This is a genomic window from Enterobacter sp. E14S, assembly GCF_055666685.1.
Window position 1 is genome coordinate 13,425 of sequence record NZ_JBVODQ010000015.1, and the last position, 17,290, is coordinate 30,714.

General features: G+C 55.3%; 14 protein-coding genes. 12 read left to right on the forward strand and 2 right to left on the reverse strand.

Annotated features, from left to right (window positions below; genetic code table 11):
- The first annotated feature begins 20 nt into the window (after nucleotides 1-20).
- Nucleotides 21-2,045 (forward strand): DNA helicase Rep, encoded by a 2,025-nt coding sequence (gene rep / locus ACZ6J2_RS20775; RefSeq protein WP_023309648.1) that lies wholly within the window; start codon nucleotides 21-23, stop codon nucleotides 2,043-2,045.
- Nucleotides 2,046-2,104: 59 nt separating this feature from the next.
- Here rep and gppA read toward each other — a convergent pair whose 3' ends face one another.
- Together gppA and rhlB are read right to left on the reverse strand one after the other, a co-directional pair.
- The gene (gene gppA / locus ACZ6J2_RS20780) at nucleotides 2,105-3,589 is read right to left on the reverse strand and encodes a guanosine-5'-triphosphate,3'-diphosphate diphosphatase (protein ID WP_471726562.1); all 1,485 of its coding nucleotides are present in this window, start codon (nucleotides 3,587-3,589) and stop codon (nucleotides 2,105-2,107) included.
- A gap of 6 nt (nucleotides 3,590-3,595) precedes the next feature.
- Nucleotides 3,596-4,864 carry an ATP-dependent RNA helicase RhlB gene (gene rhlB / locus ACZ6J2_RS20785; RefSeq protein WP_023309646.1) on the reverse strand — a complete coding sequence of 423 codons (1,269 nt, stop codon included), beginning with the start codon at nucleotides 4,862-4,864 and terminating at the stop codon, nucleotides 3,596-3,598.
- Nucleotides 4,865-5,008: 144 nt separating this feature from the next.
- Between rhlB and trxA the strand changes: the two genes are divergently transcribed.
- The 11 genes from trxA to wzyE all read left to right on the forward strand — a co-directional run bounded on the left by trxA (nucleotide 5,009) and on the right by wzyE (nucleotide 17,281).
- Entirely contained in the window at nucleotides 5,009-5,338 is a 330-nt protein-coding gene (gene trxA / locus ACZ6J2_RS20790) for a thioredoxin TrxA (protein WP_006179218.1), read from the forward strand.
- 345 nt (nucleotides 5,339-5,683) lie between these two features.
- Nucleotides 5,684-6,943: a transcription termination factor Rho gene (rho, locus tag ACZ6J2_RS20795; protein ID WP_008501566.1), complete on the forward strand. Its 1,260-nt coding sequence runs from the start codon at nucleotides 5,684-5,686 to the stop codon at nucleotides 6,941-6,943.
- Nucleotides 6,944-7,185: 242 nt separating this feature from the next.
- The gene (gene wecA / locus ACZ6J2_RS20800; RefSeq protein ID WP_167819341.1) at nucleotides 7,186-8,289 is read left to right on the forward strand and encodes a UDP-N-acetylglucosamine--undecaprenyl-phosphate N-acetylglucosaminephosphotransferase; all 1,104 of its coding nucleotides are present in this window, start codon (nucleotides 7,186-7,188) and stop codon (nucleotides 8,287-8,289) included.
- A 13-nt stretch (nucleotides 8,290-8,302) separates the two neighbouring features.
- A complete protein-coding gene (wzzE, locus tag ACZ6J2_RS20805; protein ID WP_033146914.1) occupies nucleotides 8,303-9,349 on the forward strand; it encodes an ECA polysaccharide chain length modulation protein in 1,047 nt (348 codons plus the stop codon).
- A 56-nt stretch (nucleotides 9,350-9,405) separates the two neighbouring features.
- The gene (wecB, locus tag ACZ6J2_RS20810) at nucleotides 9,406-10,536 is read left to right on the forward strand and encodes a non-hydrolyzing UDP-N-acetylglucosamine 2-epimerase (RefSeq protein ID WP_471726563.1); all 1,131 of its coding nucleotides are present in this window, start codon (nucleotides 9,406-9,408) and stop codon (nucleotides 10,534-10,536) included.
- Nucleotides 10,533-11,795, forward strand: coding sequence for a UDP-N-acetyl-D-mannosamine dehydrogenase (gene wecC, locus ACZ6J2_RS20815; protein WP_471726564.1), 1,263 nt, complete (start codon nucleotides 10,533-10,535; stop codon nucleotides 11,793-11,795). The genes wecB and wecC overlap by 4 nt, the downstream gene beginning before the upstream one ends.
- Nucleotides 11,792-12,469, forward strand: a complete 678-nt coding sequence (rffC, locus tag ACZ6J2_RS20820) for a dTDP-4-amino-4,6-dideoxy-D-galactose acyltransferase (RefSeq protein ID WP_471726565.1) — start codon at nucleotides 11,792-11,794, stop codon at nucleotides 12,467-12,469. The genes wecC and rffC overlap by 4 nt, the downstream gene beginning before the upstream one ends.
- Nucleotides 12,470-12,473: 4 nt before the next feature.
- On the forward strand, nucleotides 12,474-13,604 hold the full coding sequence (gene rffA / locus ACZ6J2_RS20825; protein WP_023309640.1) for a dTDP-4-amino-4,6-dideoxygalactose transaminase: 1,131 nt from the start codon (nucleotides 12,474-12,476) through the stop codon (nucleotides 13,602-13,604).
- A 1-nt stretch (nucleotide 13,605) separates the two neighbouring features.
- Nucleotides 13,606-14,856, forward strand: a complete 1,251-nt coding sequence (gene wzxE, locus ACZ6J2_RS20830; RefSeq protein WP_471726566.1) for a lipid III flippase WzxE — start codon at nucleotides 13,606-13,608, stop codon at nucleotides 14,854-14,856.
- Nucleotides 14,853-15,932 carry a TDP-N-acetylfucosamine:lipid II N-acetylfucosaminyltransferase gene (locus ACZ6J2_RS20835; RefSeq protein WP_471726567.1) on the forward strand — a complete coding sequence of 360 codons (1,080 nt, stop codon included), beginning with the start codon at nucleotides 14,853-14,855 and terminating at the stop codon, nucleotides 15,930-15,932. The genes wzxE and ACZ6J2_RS20835 overlap by 4 nt, the downstream gene beginning before the upstream one ends.
- Nucleotides 15,929-17,281 carry an ECA oligosaccharide polymerase gene (gene wzyE, locus ACZ6J2_RS20840; protein WP_047059105.1) on the forward strand — a complete coding sequence of 451 codons (1,353 nt, stop codon included), beginning with the start codon at nucleotides 15,929-15,931 and terminating at the stop codon, nucleotides 17,279-17,281. The genes ACZ6J2_RS20835 and wzyE overlap by 4 nt, the downstream gene beginning before the upstream one ends.
- The last annotated feature ends 9 nt before the right edge of the window (nucleotides 17,282-17,290 follow it).

The following is a 17,290-nucleotide window of genomic DNA, read 5'->3' on the forward strand; positions in this document are numbered from 1 at the left end:
GAAGATTGAGCAACACTCCCATGCGTTTAAACCCTGGACAACAACAAGCGGTCGAATTCGTTACTGGACCATGCCTGGTGCTGGCAGGGGCCGGTTCGGGTAAAACCCGCGTGATTACCAACAAAATCGCCCATCTGATCCACAACTGTGGATATCAGGCGCGACACATTGCGGCGGTCACCTTTACCAATAAAGCGGCGCGCGAGATGAAAGAGCGCGTCGGTCAGACGCTGGGCCGTAAAGAAGCGCGTGGCCTGATGATCTCCACCTTCCACACGCTGGGGCTGGATATCATCAAACGCGAGTATGCGGCGCTGGGAATGAAGTCCAACTTCTCGCTTTTTGACGATACCGATCAGGTGGCGCTGCTCAAAGAGCTCACCGAGGGGCTCATCGAAGATGACAAAGTGCTATTGCAGCAGCTGATCTCGACGATCTCTAACTGGAAAAACGATCTGATGACGCCGGCCCAGGCGGCGGCGATCGCCAAAGGTGAACGGGATCGGATCTTCGCCCACTGCTACGGTCTGTACGATGCGCATATGAAAGCGTGCAACGTGCTGGACTTTGACGATCTGATCCTGCTGCCCACGCTGCTGCTGCAGCGCAATGAAGAGGTGCGCGAGCGCTGGCAGAATAAAATCCGCTACCTGCTGGTGGATGAATATCAGGACACCAACACCAGCCAGTACGAGCTGGTGAAGCTGCTGGTGGGGCAGCGCGCGCGTTTCACCGTGGTAGGCGATGACGACCAGTCAATTTACTCCTGGCGCGGTGCACGCCCACAAAACCTGGTGCTGCTGAGCAAAGATTTCCCCGCCCTGCAGGTGATTAAGCTGGAGCAGAACTACCGCTCCTCCGGGCGTATCCTGAAGGCGGCAAACATCCTGATTGCCAATAACCCGCACGTGTTTGAGAAGCGTCTCTTCTCCGAACTGGGCTACGGCACGGAGCTGAAAGTGCTCAGCGCCAACAATGAGGATCATGAAGCGGAGCGCGTGACGGGCGAACTCATCGCTCACCACTTCGTCAACAAAACCGAATATAAGGATTACGCGATCCTCTATCGCGGCAATCACCAGTCGCGCGTCTTTGAAAAGATGCTGATGCAGAACCGCATTCCGTACAAAATCTCGGGCGGCACGTCGTTCTTCTCGCGGCCAGAAATCAAAGATCTGCTGGCCTATCTGCGGGTGCTAACTAACCCGGATGACGACAGCGCGTTTCTGCGCATCGTGAATACGCCTAAACGCGAGATTGGCCCGGCGACGCTGCAAAAGCTCGGCGAGTGGGCGATGACCCGCAACAAAAGTATGTTTACCGCCAGCTTCGACATGGGGCTGAGCCAGACGTTAACCGGACGCGGGTATGACTCGTTAACCCGCTTCACCCACTGGCTTGGCGAAGTGCAGCGTCTCGCGGAGCGCGAGCCGGTGGCGGCAGTGCGCGATCTCATTCACGGCATCGACTATGAGTCCTGGCTGTATGAAACCTCAGCCAGCCCGAAGGCGGCTGAGATGCGCATGAAAAACGTTAACCAGCTCTTCAGCTGGATGACCGAAATGCTGGAGGGCTCTGAAATCGACGAGCCAATGACCCTGACGCAGGTGGTCACTCGCTTTACCCTGCGCGACATGATGGAGCGCGGCGAGAGCGAAGAAGAGGCCGATCAGGTTCAGCTGATGACGCTGCATGCGTCAAAAGGGCTGGAGTTCCCGTATGTGTATCTGGTCGGCATGGAAGAGGGATTGTTGCCGCACCAGAGCAGCATTGATGAAGACAACGTCGACGAGGAGCGTCGCCTGGCCTACGTGGGGATCACCCGCGCGCAGAAAGAGCTGACGTTCACGCTGTGTAAAGAGCGCCGCCAGTATGGTGAACTGGTACGCCCGGAGCCGAGTCGTTTCCTGCTGGAACTGCCGCAGGATGACCTGATCTGGGAACAGGAGCGCAAAGTGATTACCGCAGAAGAACGGATGCACAAGGGTCAGGCTAACGTGGCAAACATCCGCGCCATGCTGGCAAAAGCCAAAGAGAAAGGATAATTCCGTAGGGATCTGTTGGCCGGGTAAGGCGAAGCCGCCACCCGGCAATGTTCAGCGTATTACTTTACCTCAAGCACCCAGTGCACGTAGCTCTGCCACTGGCACTCCTGTTCGATCATCTCGGCCCCTAACGGGTGACGATCAATCCAGTTCTCCGGCAGCGTCAGCGAAAGCTTCTCATCATCGGCCACCAGATTAATGGCAGGCAGCAAATCATCGCGGCGACGGCTGGCAAACAGGATCGCCAGACGCAGCAGGCGGCACAGATGCTCGGCCACGCGCGGCGGTACGGCGTTTTGCTGATGCAAAGAGGAGAGATCGACGGCGTTGGTCTGGTTCAGCAGCAGCGTTGCCAGCAGCTTTTTCTGCGCGGGCGTATAGCCCGGTAGATCAAGGTTTCGCACCAGATACGCTGCATGAGCCGGTGCCTGCTTAAAATCAATGCTCAGCCCCACTTCATGTAGGGCACAGGCACTCAGCAGTAAATCCCGGCTCAGATGATCAAGATCCCAGACGTTAGCGACCTGATCGGCGAAGCGTGACGCCAGCTGCGATACGCGTCCGGCCTGATCGATATCAACCAGAAAACGACGCTGAACGTTGCGCAGAGTACGGCTGCGGATATCCTGATCGACCGAAAGATGTAACATCCCGTAGACCAGACCTTCGCGCAGCGCGCCGCCGGCCAGGGTCATACACTGGATGTTCAGCTCGGTGAAAATGGCGATAAGAATAGCCAGCCCGCTCGGGAAGACCAGCGCGCGTTCCAGCGTCAGGCCTTCAATTTCCAGCTCTTCCAGGCGTCCGCACTGAATGGCGCGCTGTTTCAGCTGCTGAAGTTTGGCAAGCGTAATCCGCTCGTCCATTCCCTGCGCCATCATGATTTCCTGCAGAGCCTGCACGGTACCCGAGGCACCCACGCAGACTTTCCAGCCGTGATAGCGCAGCTCGTCCATCACCGGGCGTAACACCTCGCGCGCGGCGTTTTCTGCCTCGTCGAAGTTCTCTTTCGCCAGATTCCGATCGGTAAAGTAGTGCTCAAGCCAGGTCACGCAGCCCATCGACAGGCTGAACAGCGACGTTGCCTGCGCGCCGGTGCCGGTCACAAGCTCGGTACTGGCACCGCCGATATCCACCACCAGACGGCGATCGTCACCTCCCGTGGTGTGCGCAACGCCCTGGTAAATCAGGCGAGCTTCTTCTTCACCGCTGATAACCTGTACCGGACAACCCAGAATTTCCTGCGCTCTGGCAATGAAATCCACGGCGTTGACCGCCAGGCGGAGTGTCGCAGTGGCGACCACGGTGATTTGGGCGTGCGGGATATCCTGCAGACGTTCGGCAAAGAGCCGCAGACACTGCCAGCCACGTTCCATGGCTTCAGGGGAGAGGTGATTATCGCTGCTCAGGCCCGCCGCGAGGCGGACCTTGCGCTTGATGCGCGTCAGCGTTTGTATGCTTCCCGCCACCTCGCGCACAACCAGCATATGAAAACTATTCGAACCGAGATCAATTGCCGCATAAAGCGAGGTGGAGCTGAGCATATTTTCTTAACCTGAACGACGACGATTACGCGGCGCGCCGCCTGAACGACGCGGACCATTGCCGGAGCGTGGGCGGGTTAGACGCTTAGGCGGCGGCAGTTCGCTTAACAGCGCTTCCGGATTGTATTTGCTCTGCGGAATAGAGTGACCGATATACGTCTCAATGGCCGGGAGATTTAGCGCATACTCTTCACACGCAAGGCTAATCGAGTGACCGCTTGCGCCCGCACGACCGGTACGACCGATACGGTGTACGTAGTCTTCGCAGTCGTCTGGCAGATCGTAGTTAAAGACGTGCGTCACCGCCGGAATGTGCAGACCACGAGCGGCAACGTCGGTTGCGACCAGAATATCGAGATCGCCACGGGTAAACTCTTCCAGAATACGCAGGCGTTTTTTCTGCGCCACGTCGCCGGTCAGCAGACCAACACGGTGACCGTCTGCAGCCAGATGGCCCCAGATGTCTTCACAACGGTGTTTAGTGTTTGCGAAGATAATGGCACGATCTGGCCACTCTTCTTCAATCAGCGTTTGCAGCAGACGCATTTTCTCTTCATTGGAAGGATAGAAGAGCTCTTCTTTAATGCGGTGACCTGTTTTCTGCTCCGGTTCCACTTCGACATATTCGGCGTTGTTCATCTGTTCGAACGCCAGCTCGCGTACGCGATAAGAAAGGGTAGCGGAGAACAGCATATTCAGACGCTGATTGGCCGGCGGCATGCGGCGGAACAGCCAGCGAATATCTTTAATGAAGCCCAGATCGTACATGCGATCAGCTTCATCGAGCACCACAACCTGGATTGCGCCGAGGTTAATGTGGTTCTGTTTGGCGTAATCGATAAGACGCCCGGTGGTACCGATTAGGATATCCACACCGCTTTCCAGCACTTTCAGCTGTTTATCGTAGCCGTCGCCGCCATAGGCCAGGCCAAGCTTCAGTCCGGTAGACTGCGCCAGGGGTTCAGCGTCTGCGTGGATCTGTACCGCCAGTTCTCGCGTCGGAGCCATAATTAGCGCGCGCGGCTGGTTAACTTTGCGGTCTGCAATCGCTGGGTGAGAAAGTAAATAATGAAACGTTGACGTTAAAAACGCCATCGTTTTGCCGGTACCGGTTTGCGCCTGCCCGGCAACATCGCGACCGGCCAGCGTCAGCGGCAGCGCGAGGGCCTGAATGGGCGTGCAGTTATGAAACCCTTTATTTTCAAGGGCTTCAATCACCTTCGGGTGCAGCGCGAAGTCGGAAAACTTCTGTTCTGTTAAATGTGTTTTGCTCATAGTGTGGTAGAATATCAGCTTACTATTGCTTTACGAAAGCGTATCCGGTGAAATAAAGTCAACCTTTAGTTGGTTAATGCGACATCAACACGTCGTTGGTGGAGACAAAACCAACGTACCAGGCTTATTCCTGTGGAGTTATATATGAGCGATAAAATTATTCACCTGACTGACGACAGTTTTGACACGGACGTACTTAAGGCTGACGGGCTGATCCTCGTCGATTTCTGGGCTGAATGGTGTGGTCCTTGCAAAATGATCGCCCCGATTCTGGATGAGATCGCCGACGAATATCAGGGCAAACTGACCGTTGCCAAGCTGAACATCGACCAGAACCCGGGCACCGCACCAAAATACGGTATCCGTGGCATCCCAACCCTTCTGCTGTTCAAAAACGGCGAAGTGGCAGCGACCAAAGTGGGCGCGCTGTCCAAAGGTCAACTGAAAGAGTTCCTGGACGCTAACCTGGCGTAAGGTTTCTCCGCTGTGCGTTCAGAGCTCCCGGCTAAATGATGTGGAACTCTGGACGCCCGGCTGAAGTCGTGCTAAGTTAGCTATGACTTCGTTTTAAACATATCTTGTTGTTTGAATCTTGTTTTACCCGATACTTCCCGTTGTTAACATGAACAGTGCGTGAAGTGGCTAAATTCCGGGCTTGTCACTCAATCCGTCTTGTCGTTTCAGTTCTGCGTTCTTTCCCTGTGACCAGACAGCGAACAGACATGAGTTGATGGCCGCTAAACAGGCATGGATGACCCTGCCATACCATTCACAACATTAAGTTCGAGAATCACCCCGAGTTTAAGAACCCACACCATTATGAATCTTACCGAATTAAAGAATACGCCGGTTTCTGAGCTGATCACTCTCGGCGAAAATATGGGGCTGGAAAACCAGGCCCGTATGCGCAAGCAGGACATCATTTTCGCCATCCTGAAGCAGCACGCTAAGAGTGGCGAAGATATCTTTGGCGACGGTGTGCTGGAGATATTGCAAGACGGATTTGGTTTCCTCCGCTCTGCAGACAGCTCCTACCTCGCCGGCCCTGACGACATCTACGTATCCCCCAGCCAAATCCGCCGTTTCAACCTCCGCACTGGTGACACCATTTCAGGTAAGATTCGTCCTCCTAAAGAGGGTGAACGCTACTTTGCGCTGTTGAAAGTCAATGAAGTTAACTTCGACAAACCGGAAAACTCGCGTAATAAGATCCTCTTTGAGAACTTAACGCCGCTGCACGCGAACTCTCGCCTGCGCATGGAGCGTGGTAACGGTTCAACTGAAGACTTAACCGCGCGTGTTCTGGATCTGGCATCACCAATTGGTCGCGGCCAGCGTGGTCTGATTGTGGCACCGCCGAAGGCGGGTAAAACCATGCTGCTGCAGAACATCGCGCAGAGCATCGCTTATAACCACCCAGACTGCGTGCTGATGGTGCTGCTGATCGACGAACGTCCGGAAGAAGTGACCGAGATGCAGCGTCTGGTTAAAGGTGAAGTGGTTGCTTCTACCTTCGACGAACCGGCATCTCGCCACGTTCAGGTTGCGGAAATGGTTATCGAGAAGGCGAAACGCCTGGTTGAGCACAAGAAAGACGTGATCATCCTGCTTGACTCCATCACCCGTCTGGCGCGTGCCTACAACACCGTCGTTCCGGCGTCAGGTAAAGTGTTGACCGGTGGTGTGGATGCAAACGCCCTGCATCGTCCGAAACGCTTCTTCGGTGCCGCACGTAACGTGGAAGAGGGCGGCAGCCTGACCATCATCGCGACGGCGCTGATCGATACCGGTTCTAAAATGGACGAAGTAATTTACGAAGAATTTAAAGGTACAGGTAACATGGAACTGCACCTTTCTCGTAAAATCGCTGAAAAACGCGTCTTCCCGGCTATCGACTACAACCGTTCCGGTACCCGTAAAGAAGAGCTGCTCACCACGCAGGAAGAGCTGCAGAAAATGTGGATCCTGCGCAAAATCATCCATCCAATGGGTGAAATTGACGCGATGGAGTTCCTCATTAACAAACTGGCGATGACCAAAACCAACGACGATTTCTTCGACATGATGAAACGCTCGTAACGCAAATAAAGCCAGCGAACGCCACGTTTTTACGTGGCGTTTTTCTTTTATGGACTATACGCTAGTACCATCTACTCCCAATTTTGACCGGTCGGTGCGACAATAGGGTCGTTTGTGCAGCTAAAGAAATAATTGATTGAAAAATATACAAAGGGAGTAGTCAGAAGCCATCTTTATTACTTCTGAGGCTGTGGCTTCATGGTTATACTTCCGGGACTAACATTTGTTGAGAGCAATCCATTGTGAATCTATTCACCGCCGTTACTGAACTGATCAGTATTTTTTTATTCACAACCTGTTTTTTGTTCATTGCGCGCAAGGTGGCAAAACGAATAGGGTTGGTGGATAAGCCAAATTTTCGTAAACGCCATCAGGGACTTATTCCTTTAGTCGGCGGGATTTCTGTTTACGCAGGGATTTGCTTCACGTTTGGTATTGCCGATTATTATATCCCGCATGCCGCCCTCTACATTGCCTGCGCCGGTGTCCTGGTGTTAGTCGGGGCCCTTGATGACCGGTTCGATATTGCGGTGAAAATACGCGCTACCGTTCAGGCGGCCATTGGCGTGGTGATGATGGTAGTGGGCGGACTGTATCTGCGAAGCCTCGGCTATGTATTTGGCCCCTGGGAGTTAGTCCTGGGTCCATTTGGCTTCTTCCTGACACTCTTTGCCGTCTGGGCGGCAATCAATGCTTTCAACATGGTGGATGGCATTGACGGCCTGCTCGGTGGGTTGTCATCCGTCTCGTTCGCCGCTATCGGCATTATTTTATGGTTTGATGGTCAGTACAGTCTGGCAATGTGGTGTTTTGCCATGATTGCCGCCATTCTGCCTTATATCCTCTTAAATCTCGGTGTGCTGGGCCGTCGCTATAAAGTCTTTATGGGGGACGCGGGCAGTACGTTGATTGGTTTTACGGTTATCTGGATCCTGCTTGAAACCACACAGGGTCAAACTCATCCGATAAGTCCCGTAACCGCGCTGTGGATTATTGCCATTCCATTAATGGATATGGTGGCGATTATGTATCGCCGCCTGCGCAAAGGGATGAGTCCTTTCTCTCCTGACCGCCAACATATTCATCATCTCATCATGCGTGCGGGTTTTACTTCTCGTCAGGCGTTTGTGCTGATTACGCTGGCCGCCGCTATTTTGGCCGCGATTGGTGTAGCTGCAGAATATTCTCATATTATTCCTGAGTGGGTTATGTTGGCATTATTCTTGCTGGCATTTTTCCTGTACGGCTACTGCATTAAGCGCGCCTGGAAAGTAGCGCGATTTATTAAACGTCTTAAACGCAGGATGCGTCGTAAAAGTGGCAAAAATACAACATTAACTAAGTAAAACCGGGACTATGATGACTCAACCGTTGGCGGGAGCGAAATCAGTGGTAACTGAGAATGAACTGGATATTCGGGGTTTGTTTCGCGTGTTATGGGCAGGCAAACTTTGGATTGCGGGGATCGCGCTGGGGTTTGCACTGTTAGCGCTGGCCTATACGTTCTTTGCAAAACAAGAGTGGAGCGCCACGGCAATCACAGACAAGCCAACGGTTAACATGCTCGGGGGATACTATTCCCAGCAGCAATTCCTGCGTAACCTGGACATCAAAGCCAGTCTTGCTACGCCAGACCAGGCTTCCGTTATGGATGAAGCCTATAAAGAGTTTGTGATGCAACTGGCTTCGTGGGATACCCGCCGCGATTTCTGGTCCCAGACGGATTACTACAAGCAGCGCCGGGTTGATAATACAAAAGCCGACGCCGCCCTGCTGGACGATCTGATTAACAATATTCAGTTTATGCCGGGCGACGCGCTGCGTAACGTGAATGACAGCGTCAAGCTGATTGCAGAAACCGCGCCGGATGCCAACAACCTGTTGCGTCAGTACGTCGCGTTTGCCAGCCAGCGTGCCGCAAGCCATCTTAACGAAGAGCTTAAAGGTGCCTGGGCGGCTCGTACCATCCAGATGAAAGCCCAGGTGAAACGTCAGGAAGAGGTGGCGAATACCATTTTCGGTCGCCGCGTGCATAACATTGAGCAGGCGCTGAAAATTGCGGAACAGCGCAATATTTCCCGCACTGAGACTGACGTGCCGGCCGATGAGCTGCCTGATTCAGAGATGTTCCTCCTTGGTCGCCCTATGTTGCAGGCGCGTCTGGAAAACCTCCAGGCCGTCGGTCCTGATTTTGACCTCGATTACGATCAAAATCGCGCGATGCTCAATACGCTTAATGTAGGTCCGTCTCTGGACCCGCGTTTTCAGACCTATCGTTATTTGCGAACGCCTGAAGAACCTGTAAAACGCGATAGTCCGCGTCGTGCATTCCTGATGATTATGTGGGGGATTGTAGGCGCACTGACGGGCGCTGGCGTGGCGTTAACGCGTCGTCGCAAAAACTAAGAACGCCGTCTACGATGAAGGCTGCGGCCTTCATCGCCTAATCGAAGAGAATCGATGTGAAAGTACTAACCGTATTTGGCACCAGGCCGGAGGCCATAAAGATGGCACCTCTGGTTCATGCGCTGGCCTGCGATCCTGATATTGAAGCGAAAGTGTGCGTTACTGCCCAGCACCGTGAGATGCTCGATCAGGTTTTAACGCTCTTCTCCATCGTCCCGGATTACGACCTTAATATTATGAAACCGGGGCAAGGATTAACGGAGATAACCTGTCGCATTCTGCAAGAGCTTAAGCCGATCCTGGAGTCATTCAAGCCTGACGTGGTGCTGGTTCACGGTGACACCACCACAACCGTGGCGACAAGCCTGGCCGCGTTTTACCAGCGAATTCCCGTGGGGCATGTTGAGGCGGGTCTGCGTACCGGCAATCTTTATTCACCGTGGCCGGAGGAGGCCAACCGCACGTTAACGGGTCATCTGGCGATGTACCACTTTGCGCCAACGGAAAACTCCCGTCAGAACCTGCTGCGTGAAAATATCGCCGATAACAAAATCTTTGTGACCGGCAATACGGTCATTGACGCGTTAATTTGGGTACGTGACCGCGTCCTGGCAAATAGCGAGCTTCAGAAAGAGCTCGCTGCCCGCTATCCGTTCCTTCACAACGGCAAAAGAACCATTCTGGTTACTGGCCACCGTCGCGAAAGCTTTGGCCGGGGTTTCGAGCAAATCTGTCACGCGCTGGCTGAAATCGCCGCGCAGAACGACGATGTGCAAATTGTCTATCCAGTACACCTTAACCCTAACGTCAGCGAGCCGGTTAACCGGATCCTGGGCCATGTCGAAAATGTCCTTCTGATTGAACCTCAGGACTATATGCCGTTTGTCTGGCTGATGAACCACGCCTGGCTGATCCTCACCGATTCCGGCGGAATTCAGGAAGAAGCGCCATCCCTCGGCAAACCGGTGCTGGTGATGCGTGAAACGACCGAACGTCCGGAAGCCGTCAAAGCCGGTACGGTGCGTCTGGTCGGCACCAACGCGCAGCTCATCGTCGAAGAGGTCACGCGCCTGCTGCATGACGATGAAGCGTATCAGGCGATGAGCCGGGCCCATAATCCGTACGGAGACGGGCAGGCTTGTGGCCGTATTTTGCATGCACTTAAACACAATCGGGTATCGCTATGAGTTTTACTACCATCTCTGTCATTGGTCTTGGCTACATTGGCTTGCCTACTGCGGCCGCGTTCGCCTCTCGTCAGAAACAGGTTGTCGGTGTGGATATCAACGCACGGGCGGTAGAAACCATTAACCGTGGCGAGATTCATATTGTGGAGCCCGATCTTGACCGTGTGGTGAAAGAGGCGGTGGAGGGGGGCTTCCTGCGTGCCAGCACGACGCCAGTTGAAGCGGATGCCTACCTGATTGCCGTCCCCACCCCGTTTAAAGGCGACCACGAACCCGACATGGCGTTCGTCGAGGCGGCGGCAAAATCCATAGCGCCTGTGCTGAAGAAAGGGGCGCTGGTGATCCTGGAATCGACCTCGCCGGTCGGCGCTACCGAGCAGATGGCACAGTGGCTGGCCGACGCGCGCCCTGATTTAAGCTTCCCGCAGCAGGCGGGTGAGCAGGCGGATATCAACATCGCCTACTGTCCGGAGCGCGTGCTGCCGGGCCAGGTCATGGTGGAACTGATTAAAAACGACCGCGTCATTGGCGGTATGACGCCCGTCTGTTCCGAACGTGCCAGCGCGCTGTACAAGATTTTCCTGGAAGGTGAGTGCGTGGTGACCAACTCCCGCACCGCCGAGATGTGCAAGCTGACGGAGAACAGCTTCCGCGACGTCAATATCGCCTTTGCGAACGAACTGTCGCTGATCTGTGCCGATCAGGGGATTAACGTCTGGGAGCTGATTAGTCTGGCGAATCGCCATCCGCGCGTGAACATTCTCCAGCCAGGTCCGGGCGTGGGCGGACACTGTATCGCCGTCGACCCGTGGTTTATCGTGGCGCAAAATCCGGCGCAGGCGCGTCTGATTCGCACCGCGCGTGAAGTGAACGACAGCAAGCCTCACTGGGTGCTCAATCAGGTTAAAGCGACGGTAGCGGATTGCCTGGCAGAGAGCGGCAAGCGCGCCAGCGAGCTGAAAATTGCCTGCTTTGGTCTGGCATTCAAACCCAATATTGACGATCTGCGTGAAAGCCCGGCGATGGAAATTGCTGAGATGATTGCCGAATGGCACAAGGGTGAAACGCTGGTGGTTGAGCCGAATATCCATGAATTACCGGCAAAACTGGCGGGGCACTGCACGCTGACGGCGCTGAACGACGCGCTGGAGACGGCGGACGTGCTGGTGCTGCTGGTGGATCATAAAGAGTTTAAAGCAACGTCCAGCGATGCTGTTCGTCAGCAGTATATTGTGGACACCAAAGGTGTCTGGCGTTGAACAGCCTGAATGGGGTGCTCGAGCCCCTGCAGTGGGAGAGTGCCTTTTTCGGCCTGCCGTCGGCCATCGTGCGTCTGCGCGATGACGCGCCGGTGCTGGCTGAACCGGATTTGATCGTCTGGCAACGGGTGCAGGCTAAGATCCCGGCGGAGCGTGCCGATCTGCTTGACGCACTCCAGCAACACGGCTTTCAGCTGGTTGAAGGTGAGGTAGACCTTTCCATTACCCTTACCAGGCACGATGCGTCCGGCGCGGAAATTGCAACAGAGCAGGACATCCCCGTGCTGCGTCAGATGGCGGCCCAGGCATTTGCACAGAGCCGCTTTCGTGCGCCCTGGTATGCACCTGACGATAGCGGACGTTTCTATGCCCAGTGGATAGAAAATGCGGTCAAAGGCACCTTTGACCACGTCTGCCTGGTTTTCCGTGCAGGGGACGGTCAAATCCAGGGGTTCGTCTCGCTGCGTAAGCTCAACGAGCGCGAGGCGCGTATCGGCTTATTAGCCGGGCGCGGCATGGGGGAAAAACTCATGCAGGCGGCGCTGCACTGGGCGCAGCAGCAACAGCTTGTGACGCTGCGGGTAGCGACCCAACTGGGCAACACCGCCGCGCTTAAACGTTATATTGCGAGTGGTGCCAACATCGACGCCACCGCCTACTGGTTATACAGGTGACAAGATGATTCCATTTAACGCACCACCCGTTGTCGGAACTGAACTCGACTATATGCAGTCTGCCATGGGCAGCGGCAAACTCTGTGGTGACGGCGGTTTTACCCGTCGCTGTCAGCAGTGGATGGAACAGCGTTTTCGCAGCGCCAAAGTGCTGCTGACCCCGTCCTGTACGGCATCGCTGGAAATGGCGGCACTGTTGCTGGATATCCAGCCCGGTGATGAAGTGATTATGCCGAGCTATACCTTCGTTTCCACCGCAAACGCCTTTGTGCTGCGCGGAGCGAAAATCGTCTTTGTGGATATCCGCCCGGATACCATGAACATTGATGAGACGCTGATTGAAGCGGCGATCACCGACAAAACGCGAGCGATCGTGCCGGTTCACTACGCGGGCGTGGCCTGTGAAATGGACACCATCATGGCCATTGCCAAAAAACATAATCTGTTCGTGGTGGAAGATGCCGCACAGGGCGTGATGTCCACCTACAAGGGACGCGCGCTGGGCACTATCGGCCACATTGGCTGCTTCAGCTTCCACGAAACCAAAAACTACACGGCGGGCGGAGAAGGTGGCGCGACGCTGATTAACGACCGGGCTCTCGTGGAGCGTGCGGAAGTGATCCGTGAAAAAGGCACCAACCGCAGCCAGTTCTTCCGGGGACAGGTAGATAAATACACCTGGCGCGATATCGGCTCCAGCTATCTGATGGCGGATCTGCAGGCGGCGTATCTGTGGGCGCAGCTGGAAGCGGCGGAACGTATCAACCTTCAGCGTCTTTCCCTGTGGCAAACGTATTACGATGCGCTTGAGCCTCTGGCCAAAGCCGGGCGTATTGAGCTGCCGACCATCCCGGCAGATTGCGTCCACAACGCGCATATGTTCTACATCAAGCTGCGCGATAACGACGACCGCAGCGAGCTCATCGCCTGGCTGAAAGAGGCCGAAATTATGGCGGTGTTCCATTACATCCCGCTGCACTCCAGCCCGGCCGGCGAAGCGTTTGGCACGTTCGCGGGTGAAGATCGTTACACCACGAAAGAAAGTGAGCGTTTGCTTCGCCTGCCACTGTTCTACAACCTCGCGCCTGTTAACCAGCGTACGGTGATTAATACCCTTCTGAGTTATTTCGGCTGATATGTCTCTGGCAAAAGCATCGGTGTGGACCGCCGCGTCCACGCTTGTAAAAATTGGCGCCGGGCTGCTGGTCGTCAAGCTGTTGGCCGTCTCATTTGGCCCCTCTGGTGTCGGGCTGGCAGGTAATTTCCGCCAGCTTGTCACCGTCCTTGGCGTGCTGGCCGGTGCCGGTATCTTCAACGGCGTCACCAAATACGTTGCGCAGTATCACGATGATGCGGCTCAGCTGCGCAGGGTGGTGGGTACCTCTTCGGCGATGGTCACGGGTTTTTCGACCCTTATGGCGATTGTCTTTCTGCTGGCGGCGGCGCCCATCAGCCAGGGATTGTTCGGGCACACCCATTATCAGGGGCTGGTGCGTCTGGTCGCGTTGGTTCAGATGGGCATTGCCTGGGCTAACCTGCTGCTGGCACTGATGAAAGGTTTTCGTGATGCCGCCGGGAACGCGCTTGCCTTAATCCTGGGCAGCGTCATCGGCGTGATTGCCTATTACTTTTGCTATCGCCTGGGCGGCTATGAAGGCGCGCTGCTGGGGCTGGCGCTGGTCCCGGCACTGGTTGTTGTGCCTGCGGCATTTATGCTGATGCGTCGGGGCGTCATCCCTCTGAGCTACCTGAAACCGCAATGGGACACGATGCTTGCCAGCCAGCTGGGTAAATTTACCCTGATGGCGCTCATCACCTCCCTCACGCTGCCGGTAGCCTACGTGATGATGCGAAATTTGCTGGCGGCGCATTATAGCTGGGATGAAGTGGGGATCTGGCAGGGCGTAAGCAGTATTTCCGACGCCTATCTCCAGTTTATTACGGCTTCCTTTAGCGTTTACCTGCTGCCAACCTTATCGCGTCTGACGTCCAGACAGGATATTACCCGTGAGATTTTCCGATCGCTGCGCTTTGTGCTGCCAGCCGTCGCGGCGGCCAGCTTTACCGTCTGGTTACTGCGCGATGTCGCCATCTGGCTGCTGTTCTCGGCGAAGTTCACCGCCATGCGCGATCTCTTTGCCTGGCAGCTGGTGGGTGATGTGCTGAAAGTGGGTGCTTACGTTTTCGGCTATCTGGTGATTGCAAAAGCGTCCCTGCGGCTGTATATCCTGGCGGAAATTAGCCAGTTTGCGTTACTGACAGCATTTTCACACTGGCTGATACCCGCGCACGGTGCGCAGGGGGCGGCTCAGGCCTACATGGCAACCTATATCGTTTATTTCGCTGCCTGTTGCGGCGTATTTTTATTGTGGCGTAAACGCGCATGACTGCACTGATTCACATCCTGGGATCGGATATCCCACACCATAACCAGACCGTTTTGCGGTTCTTTAACGACGAGCTGGCATCGGGTAATCCTGATGCGCGTGAGTTTATGGTTGCAGGTCAGGATAAGGGCCTGAGCGAGGCGTTTCCGGCGCTGACGATTCGCTTCTGGCCGGATAAGGCCGCGCTGGCGAAGGCGGTCGTTGTCAAAGCCAAAGCGGATCGTAAGCAACGTTTCTTTTTCCACGGGCAGTTCAATACCGGCCTGTGGCTGGCGCTGCTCAGCGGAGGGATTAAACCCTCCCAGTGCAGCTGGCATATCTGGGGAGCCGATCTCTACGAAGTCTCCCGCGGCTGGAAATTCCGTCTTTTCTATCCGCTGCGCCGCATGGCGCAGGGGCGCGTGGGCTGTGTGTTTGCCACCCGTGGCGATCTCAACTATTTTGCTAAACAGCATCCGAACGTGCGCGGAGAACTACTCTATTTCCCAACCCGCATGGATCCGGCCCTGAACGGCATGGCGAATGACGCGGTGCGTGAAGGCAAGCTGACGATCCTGGTGGGGAATTCCGGCGATCGCAGTAACGAACACGTCGCGGCGCTCAGGGCGGTGTATCAGCAGTTTGGCGACACGGTGAACGTGGTGGTGCCGATGGGCTATCCCGCCAACAACGACGCCTATATTGCTGAGGTTCGCCAGCAGGGACTTGCGCTGTTTAGCGCAGAAAACCTGCTCATCCTCAGCGATAAGCTGGAATTTGATGAGTATCTTGCGCTGCTGAGAAAATGCGATCTTGGCTATTTCATCTTCGCCCGACAGCAGGGAATCGGCACACTGTGTCTGCTGATTCAGGCGGGTGTACCTTGCGTGCTCAACCGCGACAACCCGTTCTGGCAGGATATGGCCGAGCAGCATATTCCGGTGCTGTTTACCTCAGACACGCTGAATGTCGAGGTGGTACGGGAAGCCCAACGCCAGCTCACGCTGGTGGATAAAAATAGCATCGATTTTTTCAGACCGAATTACCTCACGCCGTGGCACCACGCACTGCGTATCGCTTCAGGAGACAAAGCATGAGTCAGTTGCAATTCAGCGGCTTACTGGTTGTCTGGCTTCTGAGCGCCCTGTTTATCGCCACGCTTACCTGGTTTGAATTCCGCCGGGTACGTTTCAACTTTAACGTTTTCTTCTCGTTACTGTTTCTGCTGACCTTCTTTTTCGGCTTCCCGCTGACCAGCATTCTGGTCTTCCGTTTTGACGTGAGCGTCGCGCCGCCGGAAATACTGCTCCAGGCGCTTCTGGCGGCAACCTGCTTCTATGCCGTCTACTACGTCACCTATAAAACGCGCCTGCGTTCAGCGCAGGCTGCTGCCCCGCGTCGGCCGCTTTTTACCATGAATCGGGTGGAAACCCACCTGACGTGGGTGATGCTGATGACCATCGCCCTGGTCAGCGTCGGTATCTTCTTTATGCATAACGGCTTTCTGCTGTTTAAGCTCCACTCCTACAGCCAGATTTTTTCGGCCGAAGTCTCGGGCGTGGCGCTTAAGCGTTTCTTCTATTTCTTCATCCCGGCGATGCTGGTGGTCTTTTTCCTGCGTCAGGACAGCAAAGCGTGGCTGTTCTTTCTGGTCAGCACCGTCGCGTTTGGCATTCTGACCTACATGATTGTGGGCGGCACGCGCGCGAACATCATCATCGCCTTCGCCATCTTCCTGTTTATCGGCATCATCCGCGGCTGGATCTCGCTGTGGATGCTGGTTGCGGCAGGCGTGTTTGGCATTGTCGGGATGTTCTGGCTGGCGCTGAAGCGCTACGGGATGAACGTGGCGGGCGATGAGGCGTTTTACACGTTCCTCTACCTGACGCGCGATACCTTCTCGCCGTGGGAAAACCTGGCATTGCTGCTGCAAAACTACGACAAGATTGATTTCCAGGGGCTGGCGCCGATTGTTCGCGACTTCTACGTCTTTATCCCTTCCTGGCTATGGCCGGACCGGCCCGGCGTGGTGCTTAACACGGCGAATTACTTTACCTGGGAAGTGCTGAACAACCATTCCGGTCTGGCAATCTCGCCAACGCTGATTGGTTCCCTGGTGGTGATGGGGGGGGCGTGGTTCATTCTGCCCGGGGCGGTTGCCGTGGGGCTGATTATCAAGTGGTTCGACTGGCTTTACCTGCGCGGCAACGAAGAGACCAACCGCTATAAAGCCGCCATTTTGCACAGTTTCTGCTTTGGTGCCATTTTCAATATGATCGTTCTGGCGCGCGAAGGGCTGGACTCGTTCGTTTCGCGCGTGGTGTTCTTTATGGTCGTTTTCGGCCTCTGCCTGTTGCTGGCCAAACTGTTGTACTGGCTGTTTGACAGCGCAGGTCTTGTGCACAAGCGCGAGCGGCAGGGCAGCACAACGCTGTCGCAAGTCTGAGTAAGGATA